Below are 12,826 nucleotides of genomic sequence, written 5' to 3'. Positions count from 1 at the left end.
TCGTACCGCTCCGCTCTGGTGGGTGTCGACCTTGGTCGACACGCTTTTTGCCAAAGGCGGTCGAGCATGGCTCGACCCTACAAAAAGCGTGATCAATTTTTGACCAAGCATCTTGACAGCCTTTACTACCAAGGGCTGAGCGAGGTTATCCACACCTTTGCTCAGAAATCATCCACACCGCCTGTGGATGAATGTGCTCAGCCCAGCACCCGCCCGATGCCGCTGGCGTGCACTTCGGCGGCCGCGCGACTGATCGCGCCTGGATCGCTGCCGGCCACGAACCCGATCCGGAAATGCACTTCGCCGCCAGGCGTGCGCGAGGAATGGATCGAGGCCAGGCTGATGCGGTGCTGCTCGAACACGTTCAGCAGCTCACGCAGTGAGCCCGGCCGGTCTTCCGGCAGGTGCACCGACAACGCATTGCGCTCGGTCAGGTCAGCCAGCAGATAGCCCACGCGTTCAAAGGTGTAGTTGCCCTCGGCCAGTGCCTGCTCGCCGAAGGCACTGCGGTTGGCCGACAGCAGCCCCTCACGGAATGCATCGCGTGCAGTGTCGTCGCCCTGCCCGACCTGGGCCTGCAGGGTCTGCAGCTGGCCGACCAAGCGCTCCAGCATCGGCGCCACGTACGGGTTGCCGAACTGGATGTCCTCGTAGATCGCGGGGTTCAGCGACAGGATGCGCGAGATGATCGCCGTATCCAGTTCGAACGATGCCGACCGGTACGGCATCATCGCGGCCAGGTCGCCCAGCTGCGGCTGGTACTGGCGCAGCACGCCGGCCTGGGCCAGGTGGGTGGCATGCACCATCGCCTGTACCAGCGCCATCATCTGGTCGTGATGCTGTGGCGTGGCCCGCACGCACTCAGCCTGCAGGGCCGTGCACAGCGAATCGACCCATGGCTGCCAGTGCCGCAGCCGCGCTTCGCAGACCACCATCACCCGACCCTTCAGGGTCGGCGCTTTCGGTGGCGCGGTCATCGGGTGCAGCCCGACCACCTCGGCCTGCGAGGCCAGCATCGCCTGCACCGGTGCCTCCTTCACCGAGGTCACGTCCAGCCACAGCCGGTCCTGCTCGCGGCCGGCCGACTGCCGCACGTACTCGGCGATCAACGCCGGCGTATGCCGGATCGGCGCCGAGAACACCAGCACATCGGCCTGCGCGAGCAACTGTTCCGGCGTATGCGAGCCCGGATCAGCCGGATCATGGCCGATTACCCGCAGCTGCATGTGCTGCTGGAAGAAGCGGGTCAGCCAGCGCCCGTAGGCGCCGGCACTGCCGACGATGCCGACCGTGCGCGGCGTGCGTTCGAGCAGGCCGCTCATGCCACGCGTTCGGCGCGGAAGCGCGTCCCCTCGGCCAGCGCGGCAGGCGCTGCAGCGATCACGTCGAATTCTTCGAAGCCGTTGTCCAGGGTCGCCTCCAGGGCCGCGTGGGTGCCGGCAATCGCACGCGAGATCGCCTGCTGCATCGATTCGCCGCGCAGCAGGAACGACACCACCAGCGACATCAGCACATCACCCGTACCGGCCACGTCCACCGGCAGCAGGGGCGAGGTCCAGCGCCAGGTCTCCTCGCGGCCGACAGCCAGGGTCACCAGTTCACCCGGGGTGCCGCCCACGCTGTGCGCGATCACCCAGTGCGGGCCACGATCCAGCAGCGTGCGTGCGGCGGCGATGGCATCGGCCTCGGCGAGCGCCGGCATGCCGGTGAGGCGATTGAGTTCAAAGGCGTTCGGGGTCACCAGCCAGGCATGCGGCAGCAGGCGCTCTGCGAAGATCGCTTCCAGGCCCGGTTCCACGTAGGGGCCGGTGTGCGTATCACCAATCACCGGATCCAGGCAGTAACGCAGCTGCGGGCAGGCCGGCAGGATGTCGTCCAGCCAGTCGGCGAAGGCGGCACCGTTGGAGGTGCTGCCGAAGTAGCCGGACACCAGCATCTTCGCCCGCTGCGGCAGGCCGCGCTCGTGGGTGCCGAGCAGCAGGTCGGCGAACCAGTCGGCGGGCAGCACGCGACCGCGCGTGGTGTCGTAGAACGGCGCGTTGCTGAGCAACACGGTCGGAATTTCTGCTACGCGCACGCCGAGAGCGCGCATCGGCGGCACGGCGGCGCTGTTGCCGGCGTGGCCGTAGACAAGTTGCGACTGGACCGAGATGACATCGATCGGCGACGGGCCGTCGGGCCGCTGGCGGCGGCCGTGGACCAGGTGGTTATCAAGGGATTCGCTCATGGCCGCATTCTACGCCCGGTGGGGGGTTCGGCAGGGCTTGCAGCCCTGCGCCTGCAGAATCAACGTCAACATCAAAAGCCAGAGCGGGCTATCCGTGGGATGGCGGGGCGGTGTCGGCGTGCGGGGACGCCGCAAGTACGTCCTTGTAGGCTTGGCAGCGGCATCCATGCCGCTGACACCCCGCACGCCGACACCGCCCCGCCTTCGACAGTTGGCCGACAGCTGCTGGTGGGTGCCGACCGTTGGTCGGCACATCTGTCGGATACCGAATGAATTCGTCCACGCATGGCGTGGCTCTACTGGCAACTGCGGCTGTTGGTAGGTGTCGTCCGTTGATCGACACGTCTGTCAAATATCGATATCCGACCCCGTGCCGACCAACGGTCGGCACCCACCAAAGCAGAACGCTGTTCCGACAGATCCCGGAAAACGGCGCGACCGAGCTACATGGACGTACTTGCAGTGTCCCCCTCAACCGACCCCACCCCGCCCACCCACGGATAGCGCGCTTTGGCTTTTGCCGTTGCCTCTGCGGGTGCAGGGCGCAGCCCTGCAAAAAGAAGCACCCCTCAGTGAACAGCAGGCCGCGACGGCGGCAGCCACGCCGCCACGATGCCGAGCAGCGGCAGGAACGCAGTCAACTGGTAGACGTACTCAATGCTGGTCTTGTCCGCCAGCAGGCCGAGCACGGCAGCACCCAGTCCACCCATGCCGAACGCAAAGCCGAAGAACAGGCCGGACACCATGCCGATGCGGTGCGGCATCATTTCCTGTGCGTACACCACGATCGCCGAGAACGCCGACGACAACACGAAACCGATCAGCACCGCCAGCACCGTGGTCCAGAACAGATCGGCATGCGGCAGCATCAGTGCGAACGGTGCAACGCCAAGGATCGAGGTCCAGATGATCGGCTTGCGGCCGATGCGATCGCCCAGCGGGCCACCGAGGAAGCCGCCGGCGGCGGACGCCACCAGGAATGCGAACAGATGCAGCTGCGCCTGTGCCACCGGAATGCCGAAGTGGTGGATCAGGTAGAAGGTGAAGTAGCTGCCGATGCTGGCCATGTAGAAGTACTTGCTGAAGATCAGCACCAGCAGGATCGCCAGCACCTTGGCCACGGTGCGCGGGGGATGGCGCGGCGCCATCGAGGCGGTGCTGGCCGGGCGCGGGGTGCCCAGGTGCAGCGCGTACCAGCGGCCGACATAGGTCAGCAGTGCAATGCCGATCAGCGCGGCGCCGGCAAACCACGACGCGGCATGCTGGCCATGCGGCACGATCACCGCTGCAGCAATCAATGGACCGAGCGCGGCACCGAAATTGCCGCCCACCTGGAACACCGACTGTGCGAAGCCATGGCGGCCACCCGAGGCCAGCCGCGCAATGCGCGATGCTTCCGGATGGAAAATGGCCGAACCAATGCCGACCATCGCCGCAGCCATCAGCACCACCGCATAGTTCGGCGCGAAGCCGAGCAGCAGCATGCCGCACAGGGTCGAGGCCATGCCAATCGGCAGCGAGTACGGCGCCGGGCGACGGTCGGTGGCGGCGCCAACCAGTGGCTGGAAGATCGAAGCGGTCAGCTGGTAGGTCAGCGTGATCAGGCCGATCTGGGTGAAGCTCAGGTTGAAGCCGCCCTTGATCACTGGATAGATGGCCAGGATCAGCGACTGCATCATGTCGTTGACGACATGCGAGGTGGAAATAGCTGCCAGCACACCGGGAGCCACCGGACGTGAGGTCGTTGCGGGAGAAGCCAAGGCGGACATGGACGCAGTCAGGTTGGGGGCGAGCCACGCATGCTACGGTTACCCTCCCCTCCCTTCTGCCGCGTTCGGGTCATGGCCTATCGCAAAAAGGACATTGCCGGCGATGTCGACCCGGCTGCGCCGTGGCGTGATGTGCCACTGCATCGTCCGGTCACCTATCGGGTTACCCAGTACCCGGCAGGCACCCATATCGCAGGCCACAAGCACCAGCGCCACCAGCTGGTCTATGCCATCTCGGGGCTGATGGTGGTGCGCTCGGAAGTCGGTCGCTGGGTCGTGCCCTCCACCCGTGCGATCTGGATGCCGGCGGGCATGGTGCACGCGGTGGACTGCATTGCCGCCGTGCACATGCGCAGCCTGTACATCGATCCGTCGTTCGCCCCGCAGTTGCCGGCCGAACCGTTCGCGGTACAGGTGGCACCGCTGCTGCGCGAACTGCTGCAGGCAGCCACCCTGATCAAGGGCGAGCACATCGAAGACAGCCGCGATGGCCGCGTGGTGCGCCTGCTGCTGGACGAACTGCATCGCATGGACGTGCTCCCGCTGCACCTGCCCTCGCCCACCGACCCGCGCCTGCAGCGGATCTGCCAGCACATCCAGAAGCACCCCGGCGATGACGCCACGCTGCAGGACTGGGCACAGGCGCTGGAAGTGGACGTGAAAACCATCCAGCGCCACTTCGCCCACGAGCTGGGCATGACCTTCGGCCAGTGGCGACAGCAGGCGCGACTGCTGGCCGCATTGGAGCGGCTGGCGGTCGGCGACAAGGTCATCGATGTCGCGCTGGCGATGGGCTACGACAGCCCCAGCGCGTTCACCAGCATGTTCAAGCGCCAGCTGGGGCAGACGCCGGCGGCGTTTTTCCGCTGATCGCAAACGAAAACGCCGGGCATGGCCCGGCGCTACCGTTCAACACTTGCGTTGAAAACTCAGGACGTCATCCGGTCCCAGAAGCCCTTCACGCCATCCATGAAGGTGGCCGACTTCGGCGAATGCTTGCGTGCTTCCTCGCCGACGAAGGTGGCTTCGAACTGTTCCAGCAGCTTGCGCTGCTCAGGGGTGAGGTTGACCGGAGTCTCCACCACCACGCGGCAGTACAGGTCGCCCTCGCTGCGGCTGCGCACCGAACGCACGCCCTTGCCGCGCAGGCGGAACAGCTTGCCGGTCTGGGTCTCGGCCGGAATGCGGATCTCCGCTTCGCCGCCGAGGGTGGCCACGCGCACGGTGTCACCCAGTGCCGCCTGCGAGATGCGGATCGGCACTTCGCAGTGCAGGTCGTCGCCATCGCGCTGGAAGATCGCATGCTCGCGCACGCGCACTTCCACGTACAGGTCGCCCGGTGGCGTACCGGCCGGACCGGCTTCGCCCTCGCCCTGCAGGCGGATGCGGTCGCCGGTATCGACGCCGGCCGGCACCTTCACCGACAGCACCTTGTCTTCCTCGACACGGCCGTTGCCGTGGCAGGTCTTGCAGGGCTTGGCGATGATCTGGCCACGGCCGCCGCAGTTGTGGCAGGCCTGCTGCATGGCGAAGATGCCGCGCTGGATGCGCACCTGGCCGCGGCCATGGCACACATTGCAGGTTTCGACCTTGCCGTCTTCCGAGCCACTGCCATCGCAGTCGCCGCACTCGGCCAGGGTCGGAATCTCGATGCGGCGCTCGACGCCGCGCACGGCTTCTTCCAGGTCCAGCTCCATCACGTAGCCGATATCGGCGCCGCGACGCGCCTGGCGCGGACCACCGCCACCGCCGCCAAAGATGTTGCCGAAGATATCGCCGAAGATATCGTTCATGTCCGGGCCGCCCGGCCCGCCGCCGCCCATGCCGTGCTCGAACGCCGCGTGGCCATGGCTGTCGTACATGCGGCGCTTGTTGCCGTCGGACAGCACTTCGTAGGCTTCCTTGCACTCCTTGAAGGAGGCTTCGGCCGCCGCATCACCCGGGTTGCGGTCCGGGTGGAACTTCATCGCGCAGCGACGGTACGCCTTCTTCAGCTCGTCGTCGGTGGCGGTGCGGTCAACGCCCAGCACTTCGTAATAATCGCGCTTGCTCATATCGTGGATCTGGTTCCGGAAAGTCGGGATTCGTCAAAGCGGAAGAGCGGAACCAGGTCCGCTCTTGCGTCGGGCGCCCCGACACGCCGGTGGGCGGTCAGGACCCTGATGCGACAACGGGACGCTGGTGGCCAGCGTCCCGTGTCGGTCCGGATCAGGACTTCTTGTCGTCCTTGACTTCGGTGAACTCGGCGTCGACCACGTCGTCCTGCGCCTTGCCGGCATTGCCGGCGTCGGCACCCGGGGCACCGCCCTGGTCGGCCGAAGCAGCGGCGAACAGCGACTGGCCAGCTTCTTCCAGTGCCTTCGACTTGGCTTCGATCTGTGCCTTGTCGTCACCCTTCATCGCGGTTTCCAGGTCGGCCAGGGCCGCCTCGACCTTGCCGATGACATCGCCGCCGACCTTGCTGCCGTGCTCGGTGATGGCGCTGCGGGTGCCGTGGATCAGGGCGTCGGCCTGGTTGCGGGCCTGCACCAGTTCCTGGAACTTCTTGTCTTCTTCGCGGTTGGCTTCCGCGTCGGCGACCATGCGCGCGATCTCTTCCTCGGACAGGCCCGAACCGGCCTTGATCTCGACCTTCTGTTCCTTGTTGGTCTTCTTGTCCTTGGCCGACACGTGCAGGATGCCGTTGGCGTCGATGTCGAAGGACACTTCCACCTGCGGCAGGCCACGCGGGGCCGGCTCGATGCCGGACAGGTCGAACTTGGCCAGCGACTTGTTGAAGCGGGCCTGTTCGCGCTCACCCTGCAGCACGTGCACGGTCACGGCCGACTGGTTGTCCTCGGCGGTGGAGAACACCTGCGAGGCCTTGGTCGGGATGGTGGTGTTCTTCTCGATGATCTTGGTGAACACGCCGCCCATGGTCTCGATGCCCAGCGACAGCGGGGTCACGTCCAGCAGCAGCACGTCCTTGACGTCGCCGCCCAGCACGCCGCCCTGGATCGCAGCACCCAGTGCCACGGCTTCGTCCGGGTTGACGTCCTTGCGCGGTTCCTTGCCGAAGAACTCGGTCACCGCCTGCTGCACCTTCGGCATGCGGGTCTGGCCGCCGACCAGGATCACTTCGCTGATGTCGCTCGAACGCAGGCCGGCATCGTTCAGGGCGACGCGGCACGGCTCGATCGACTTCTTGATCAGGTCGTCCACCAGGGCTTCCAGCTTGGCGCGGGTCAGCTTGATGTTCAGGTGCTTCGGACCCGACGCGTCAGCGGTGACGTACGGCAGGTTCACTTCGGTCTGCTGGGCGCTGGACAGCTCGATCTTGGCGCGCTCGGCAGCATCCTTCAGGCGCTGCAGGGCCAGCGGATCCTTGCGCAGGTCGATGCCCTGGTCCTTGTTGAACTCTTCAACCAGGTACTCGATGACGCGGTTGTCGAAGTCTTCGCCACCCAGGAAGGTGTCGCCGTTGGTGGCCAGCACTTCGAACTGCTTTTCACCGTCGACGTTGGCGATCTCGATCACCGAGACGTCGAAGGTGCCGCCGCCCAGGTCGTACACCACGATCTTGCGATCCTTGTTGTCGCCCTTGTCCAGGCCGTAGGCCAGCGCGGCCGCGGTCGGCTCGTTGATGATGCGCTTGACGTCCAGGCCGGCGATGCGGCCGGCGTCCTTGGTTGCCTGGCGCTGGCTGTCGTTGAAGTAGGCCGGCACGGTGATGACCGCTTCGGTGACCTTCTCACCGAGGAAGTCCTCGGCGGTCTTCTTCATCTTTTCCAGCACCTTGGCCGAGATTTCCTGCGGGGCCATCTTCTTGCCGTCGCTGGTGGCCACCCAGGCGTCGCCATTGTCATGGGCCAGGATGCTGTACGGGACGTGCGCGATGTCCTTCTGCACTTCGGCGTCGGTGAACTTGCGGCCGATCAGGCGCTTCACCGCGTAGAAGGTGTTCTTCGGGTTGGTCACGGCCTGGCGCTTGGCCGAGGCGCCGACCAGGACTTCGCCGTCCTTGGTGTAGGCGACGATTGACGGGGTGGTGCGATCGCCTTCCGAATTCTCGATGACGCGGGCCTTGCCGCCGTCCATGATCGCCACGCACGAGTTGGTGGTGCCGAGGTCGATACCAATGATCTTGCCCATGGGGGAGACTCCTGAGGATGCTTGTTGGTGTCAGTCCGGCCGTTCGGCCGGTGGATGAATACGATGTGGGGGAGGCTCGTGGAACATTCAAGCCGTCTCCCGAACGCTGTGTTCAGCGCCTGGAAAACCTTGCCAGGCATGGCCTGGCACAACCGGGACCGGGCAAAGCCCGGCCTGGTCCATCAATCGGCGGCCACCACCACCAGCGCCGGCCGCAGCAGGCGCTCGTTGAGCAGGTAGCCCTTCTGGAACACGGTCACCACGCTGCCCGGGGCGGCGCCCGGCGTCGGCACCTGGCTGATGGCCTGGTGGTGTTCCGGGTTGAACGGCTGGCCGATCGGGTCCAGCAGGACCAGTCCGTTGTCGGCGGCCACCTTCAGCAGCTGCTTGTAGGTCAGCTCCAGGCCTTGGCGCAGCGGGTGCGGGTCGTCGCCGGCGGCCTTCAGGCCGGCATCCAGGCTGTCGAACACGGGGAGCAGATCGCCCAGCAGCTTCTCGTTGGCGAACTTGCGGGCCTGTTCGATGTCACGGGCAACGCGCTTGCGCTGGTTCTCCAGGTCGGCGCGCTCACGCAGGGCATCGGCCTTGACCTGTTCGATTTCGGCGCGCAGGCGCTCGACTTCGTCGTTGACGCCGGCGGTGGCGGCCGCATCGGCGGCACTCTGCTGGGATTCGATATCTGGCTGTTCGTGGTTCATGTCTGGGTCCCTGGCGGTCAATCTCCGCCTCCACCCACCCTAGTGTGGGCGGGATGCTGCGTTTCAAGCGTCGGATGTTCCCGGCGGGCGGCCGGCTGGCGAAAACGCCGCGCCCAGTACATCGGCGGTAGCCTGGACCAGCGGGATCACGCGGTCGTAGGCCATCCGCTTGGGGCCGATCACCCCCAGCACGCCCAGCACCTGGCCATTGGCCGTGTAAGGGGCAGTGACCAGCGAGACGCCCTGCAGCGGCATCATCCCGGTCTCCTCGCCGATGAAGATGCGCACGCCGGGCGCCTGGATGGTCCGCTCCAGCAGCTGCAGGATCTCCCGCTTGCTGGAGAACAGCTCGAACAGCTCGCGCAGGCGCTCCAGGTCGGACAGGTCCTGCACCCCCATCAGGCGGGTCTGGCCGGCCACCAGCATGTCGTCGGCCGCCGGCTGCAGGGCCTGCTCGGCCAGCTCGATGCTGTGCGCCAGCAGCTGTTCCAGCTCGGAGCGGGCATCGCGCAGTTCCAGCAGCAGTCGGGTGCGGATCTCGGCCATCGGCAGGCCGGCGAAATGGGCATTGAGGTAGTTCGCGACCTGCTCCAGCTGGCCCGGCGCGAACTCCTGCCGGGTCTCGATGACGCGGTTCTGCACCTCGTTGTCGGCAAACACCAGGATCGCCAGCACCCGGCGCCCGTCCAGCGCCACGAAGTCGATCTGGCGGAAGGCGAACTGCTCGCGTCGCGGCGCGCTGACCACGCCGACGAAGTGGCTCATCGCCGACAACAGCTCCGAGGCGCTGCCGAGCAGGGCCTGGGTGCTGCCGCCGCCAGCCAGTTCCTGGCGCAACCGGGCCAGCTCGCCTTCGCCCGGCGGCTGCATCTGCAGCAGGCTGTCGACGAAGACCCGGTAGCCATGTGCGGTCGGGACGCGCCCGGCGGAGGTGTGCGGCGAGGCCAGCAGCCCCAGGTCTTCCAGGTCACCCAGGATGTTGCGGATGGTGGCCGGACTGACCTCCAGCCCGGCCACGCGCGCCAGCGTCTGCGAGCCGACCGGCTCGCCGTCCTGGATGTAACGCGCGATCAGCGTGCGCAGCAGATGGCGCGCACGCGGGGCAAGCTGGTCGGGAGAACCGTGCATGGAATCAACCTGTGAGACACGGACACTAGATAATGGCGGCGCATCACCTTGGCAAGTCATTGGACCTCCCTCGCCCGCGTGCTAGCGTTGCGCGGCTGCTGATACCCCCTTACCCATGCTCAGACATCTTTCGATCAAGGATTTCGCCGTCGTCCGCGCCACCGAACTGGAGTTCGGGCCAGGCATGACCGTGGTTTCAGGCGAGACCGGCGCCGGCAAGTCGCTGATGGTCGACGCGCTGGGCTTCCTGTCCGGCCTGCGCGCCGACAGCGGCGTGGTCCGCCACGGCGCCGCGCGCGCCGAGCTTTCGGCCGAGTTTGCGCTGGAGCAGCTGCAGGCTGCACGCCAGTGGCTGGCCGACAACGAGCTGGACGACGAGGAGCAGTGCCAGCTGCGCCGGGTCATCCGCGCCGATGGCGGTTCGCGGGCCTGGATCAACGGCCGCCCGGTGACCCTGGCGCAACTGGGCGACCTGGCCTCGCTGCTGGTGGAGATCCACGGACAGCACGAACAGCAGGCCCTGCTGACGCGCCCGTCGCAGCTGGCCCTGCTCGACGCCTATGCGCGCAACGAGAACGAACGCCGCCAGGTGCGACGCGCCGCCGCGGCCTGGCAGGCATTGGTCGATGAATCGCTGGCGCTGTCGCAACAGGGCGACGTCAGTGACCGGATCGGCTTCCTGGAGCACCAGCTGCGCGAGCTGGACCGTGAAGACCTGGAGCCGGAGTCGATTGCCGCACTCGGCGCCAGCCACCGCCGCCAGGCCCATGCCAGCGCCCTGCTGAGCGCCTGCCAGGCCGCCAGCAACCAGCTCAACGGCGACGACGGCAGCTCCGCGCTGGACCTGCTGCAGCAGGTGCGCCACGAGCTGTCGCGCCTGATCGAGCACGACCCGCGCCTGGGCGAGGTGGATGGCCTGATCGAGAACGCTTCGATCCAGCTGCACGAAGCCCTGTCGCTGCTGGATCGGGTGCATGACGACCTCGACGCCGACCCGGAACAGTTCGAGGAGAACGAGCGCCGCCTCGGCCGTCTGCACGACCTGGCCCGCAAGCACCGCGTGCCGATGGACGAGCTGGGTGCGCAGCGCGAGCGCATGCACGCCGAAGTGGAACAGCTGCGCGGCGCCGACGAACGCCTGCAGCGCCTGGCCGGCGAGATCGACAAGGCCGCCGCCGCCTGGCGCGCACAGGCCGAAGTGCTGACCGCCAGCCGTCGCAACGCTGCTGCCGAGCTGTCGGCCACCACCACCGGCATCATCGCAGAGCTGGGCATGGGCGGCGGCCAGTTCCTGATCGAGCTGGAACCGCAGGACGCCGCCAAGCCCGACCCGCAGGGTGCCGAGCGCGTGGAATTCCTGGTCGCAGCCAATGCCGGCCAGCCGCCGCGCGCCCTGCGCAAGGTGGCCTCCGGCGGCGAACTGTCACGCATCTCGCTGGCCATCGAAGTGGCCGCGCTGGACCTGGATGCAGTACCGACCATGGTGTTCGACGAAGTCGACTCCGGCATCGGCGGCGCGGTAGCCGACATCGTCGGCCAGAAGCTGCGCGCGCTCGGCGAGAAGCGCCAGGTGCTGTGCGTGACCCACCTGCCGCAGGTTGCCTCCAAGGGCCATGCCCATTACCGGGTCAGCAAGGGCCCGGTGGAAGGCATGACCCAGAGCGCCGTGGAAAAGCTGGACAGCAAGGCGCGCGAGGAAGAGCTGGCACGCATGCTCGGCGGCGTGGAAGTGAGCAAGGAAGCGCGCGCCGCCGCGCGCAAGCTGCTGCAGCCCTGAGGCCGGCACTACCGTGCGTGGGCCCGGCTTCCGCACGGTAGTGCCGCCCGCTGGCCGGCAACCGATGCGAGGGGTCGAAGATCGTGAGGTTGCCGGCCAGCGGCCGGCACTACCCCCGTGGCTGCGTCAGGTCGACGTTCTCCACCAGGAAATCAAGAAACGCGCGCACCCGCAGCGGCAGGTAGCCGCCCTGCCCCAGGAACACCGCGTGCACCTCTTCCAGGTCACCGGGGTTGGCCTCTTCCAGCACCGGCAGCAGGCGCCCGGCGGCAATATCCTGCTGCACCTGGAATGCTGCCAGCCGCGCCATGCCCAACCCACCCAGCACCAGCTGGCGCAGCGCATCGCCGTTGCTGGCGCGGGCGTTGCCACTGGGCAGCAGCATGCGTTCGCGCCCGTCCTGCAGCAACGGCCAGCCCTGCATCGCGCGCGCATGGCCGATATCCAGCCGGTTGTGCGACTGCAGCTCCTCGGCAGTGCGTGGCAGCCCGTGCCGCTGCGCGTAGGCCGGTGCAGCCACGATCATCATCCGCGTCGCGCCCAGCCGCCGCGCCACCAGGCTCGAGCTCTTCAGCGGACCGGCCCGCACCGCCACGTCGGTGCGCTGCTCCAGCAGGTCGATCACCTCGTCGTTGAGGGTCAGGTCCACGCCTACCTGCGGATTGCGCTGCAGGAACGCCGGCAGCAACGGCAACAGGAAATGCTGGCCGAACGGCACGTTGGAATTGACCCGCAGGCGTCCACGCGGCTCGGCGTGAGCACTGGCACAGCGCTCGGCCTCGTCCAGGTCGGCCAGCACGCGCAGGCCGCGCTCGTAGAACGCGCAGCCCTCGGGAGTCAGCTGCAGCTGGCGGGTGGAACGCTGCAGCAGGCGCGTCCCCAGACGTTGTTCCAGCCTCGCCACCAGCTTGCTGACCGCCGACGGGGTCATCTCCAATGTTCGGGCGGCTGCGGAAAAGCCCCCGGTCTCGATCACCCGCACGAACACTTCCAGTTCGCCGGATCGGTTGATGTCGGAGCGCGCCATGGCAATGAATCCAGTTCACAGATGATTGTCCATGCGCAGTCTAGTTCACAGATGAGTACGGAATCACCA

The 12,826-nt window shown here is 67.0% G+C and carries 10 protein-coding genes; 2 read left to right on the top strand and 8 right to left on the bottom strand.

Annotated features, from left to right (window positions below; translation table 11 throughout):
* Nucleotides 1-197 precede the first annotated feature (197 nt).
* From AC5P5X_RS10280 to AC5P5X_RS10270, 3 genes are all read right to left on the bottom strand, one after another.
* On the bottom strand, nucleotides 198-1,322 hold the full coding sequence (locus AC5P5X_RS10280) for a prephenate dehydrogenase (RefSeq protein ID WP_308680472.1): 1,125 nt from the start codon (nucleotides 1,320-1,322) through the stop codon (nucleotides 198-200).
* Nucleotides 1,319-2,227 carry a pyridoxal kinase gene (gene pdxY, locus AC5P5X_RS10275; RefSeq protein WP_012479920.1) on the bottom strand — a complete coding sequence of 303 codons (909 nt, stop codon included), beginning with the start codon at nucleotides 2,225-2,227 and terminating at the stop codon, nucleotides 1,319-1,321. The genes AC5P5X_RS10280 and pdxY overlap by 4 nt, the downstream gene beginning before the upstream one ends.
* Before the next feature lie 569 nt (nucleotides 2,228-2,796).
* Complete coding sequence (locus tag AC5P5X_RS10270; protein WP_111188872.1) at nucleotides 2,797-3,996, bottom strand: MFS transporter; 1,200 nt, start codon at nucleotides 3,994-3,996, stop codon at nucleotides 2,797-2,799.
* A gap of 72 nt (nucleotides 3,997-4,068) precedes the next feature.
* On the opposite strand from AC5P5X_RS10270, the gene AC5P5X_RS10265 reads away from it, so the two are divergent.
* Complete coding sequence (locus tag AC5P5X_RS10265; protein ID WP_043035461.1) at nucleotides 4,069-4,866, top strand: AraC family transcriptional regulator; 798 nt, start codon at nucleotides 4,069-4,071, stop codon at nucleotides 4,864-4,866.
* Nucleotides 4,867-4,925: 59 nt separating this feature from the next.
* On the opposite strand, the gene dnaJ is transcribed toward AC5P5X_RS10265, so the two are convergent.
* The 4 genes from dnaJ to hrcA form a co-directional block, all read right to left on the bottom strand.
* The gene (gene dnaJ / locus AC5P5X_RS10260) at nucleotides 4,926-6,050 is read right to left on the bottom strand and encodes a molecular chaperone DnaJ (protein ID WP_111188873.1); all 1,125 of its coding nucleotides are present in this window, start codon (nucleotides 6,048-6,050) and stop codon (nucleotides 4,926-4,928) included.
* Between the two features lie 154 nt (nucleotides 6,051-6,204).
* Complete coding sequence (gene dnaK, locus AC5P5X_RS10255) at nucleotides 6,205-8,127, bottom strand: molecular chaperone DnaK (RefSeq protein WP_005409241.1); 1,923 nt, start codon at nucleotides 8,125-8,127, stop codon at nucleotides 6,205-6,207.
* A gap of 182 nt (nucleotides 8,128-8,309) precedes the next feature.
* The gene (gene grpE / locus AC5P5X_RS10250; protein WP_111188874.1) at nucleotides 8,310-8,825 is read right to left on the bottom strand and encodes a nucleotide exchange factor GrpE; all 516 of its coding nucleotides are present in this window, start codon (nucleotides 8,823-8,825) and stop codon (nucleotides 8,310-8,312) included.
* A gap of 63 nt (nucleotides 8,826-8,888) precedes the next feature.
* The gene (gene hrcA / locus AC5P5X_RS10245) at nucleotides 8,889-9,953 is read right to left on the bottom strand and encodes a heat-inducible transcriptional repressor HrcA (protein ID WP_005409239.1); all 1,065 of its coding nucleotides are present in this window, start codon (nucleotides 9,951-9,953) and stop codon (nucleotides 8,889-8,891) included.
* Nucleotides 9,954-10,068: 115 nt separating this feature from the next.
* Between hrcA and recN the strand changes: the two genes are divergently transcribed.
* The gene (gene recN, locus AC5P5X_RS10240; protein WP_099484002.1) at nucleotides 10,069-11,730 is read left to right on the top strand and encodes a DNA repair protein RecN; all 1,662 of its coding nucleotides are present in this window, start codon (nucleotides 10,069-10,071) and stop codon (nucleotides 11,728-11,730) included.
* Between the two features lie 109 nt (nucleotides 11,731-11,839).
* On the opposite strand, the gene AC5P5X_RS10235 is transcribed toward recN, so the two are convergent.
* Nucleotides 11,840-12,757 carry a LysR family transcriptional regulator gene (locus AC5P5X_RS10235; protein ID WP_005409237.1) on the bottom strand — a complete coding sequence of 306 codons (918 nt, stop codon included), beginning with the start codon at nucleotides 12,755-12,757 and terminating at the stop codon, nucleotides 11,840-11,842.
* Between the last annotated feature and the right edge of the window lie 69 nt (nucleotides 12,758-12,826).

It is taken from the genome of Stenotrophomonas sp. YJH_SMC_91 (assembly GCF_059368495.1).
The sequence above is the reverse complement of the archived record's forward strand: the minus strand, read 5'-3'. Positions and strand labels throughout refer to the sequence as shown.